This is a genomic window from Candidatus Nanopusillus massiliensis (genome assembly GCF_920984865.1).
On the sequence record NZ_OV100765.1, the window covers coordinates 582,061 to 582,899 of the forward strand.

At 24.8% G+C, this 839-nt stretch carries 2 protein-coding genes; one reads left to right on the plus strand and one right to left on the minus strand.

Annotated features, from left to right (window positions below; all coding sequences use genetic code 11):
• Window positions 1-351: 351 nt before the first annotated feature.
• Window positions 352-507 carry a 50S ribosomal protein L37e gene (gene rpl37e, locus LUA84_RS04855; RefSeq protein ID WP_457913301.1) on the minus strand — a complete coding sequence of 52 codons (156 nt, stop codon included), beginning with the start codon at window positions 505-507 and terminating at the stop codon, window positions 352-354.
• Window positions 508-571: 64 nt separating this feature from the next.
• Here rpl37e and LUA84_RS03750 point away from each other — a divergent pair.
• Window positions 572-839 (plus strand): glycosyltransferase (locus tag LUA84_RS03750; RefSeq protein WP_231434506.1); only part of this gene is annotated, 268 nt, incomplete at its 3' end.

Here is an 839-nt window from a genome sequence, read left to right on the forward strand (position 1 = left end):
CATATCCATTTTCATTTCCAACAACAGCAACAGAAACCCATGATGTTTTATTANNTTCAGCAGTTTTTCTTTGAACCATTTTTACAAATTTTGGCCTTCTATATTTACCTTTAGACAATGATAATCTAATATATTCATATTTTAAATCTGGTATATAATCATCTACAATTTCTNNGTTCAATATTTTATATCCATTTTTAAATACTTGCTCNNTTGAATTTATTTTTCCTTCCTTTACCAANNTACCAAGATTTGTTTTTGGATTCCAAGATTCNNNNTTAAACTTTTGCGATNNNATTTTTTCTAAAGCCTGCTGTTCCTTTTTTACTTCTTCAGCTTCTTTTTGTTCTTCTACCATTTTCTTTTAAATTTATATGACCATACATANNCCCTTATTTTACTACTTCTTCCAAATCCACAATGTGAGCAGTATCCCTTATCAGGAGTATATGTTTTTNNNCCACATCTTCTGCATTTAACATGATTTACTTTGTTTGTACCACCCAATCTTGNNATTTAATGATAATATAAAGAAATATTTTTAAAGTAAATAAGGAAGTTAGAATAATCAATGAATATAGATATATCAATAATAATACCAACATTAAATGAAAAAGAAAATATTAATGAATTAGTAAAAAGAATAAGAGAAAGCTTAAATGATATAAATTATGAAATAATTTTTGTAGATGATGGATCAAAAGATGGAACAATTGAAGAAATAGAAAAATTAAAAAAGGAATATAAAAATATAAAACTTGTTGAAAGAGGATATAAAAAAGGTTTATCAACTGCTTTTTTAGATGGAGTAAAATATTCTAATGGAAAATATGTTGTAT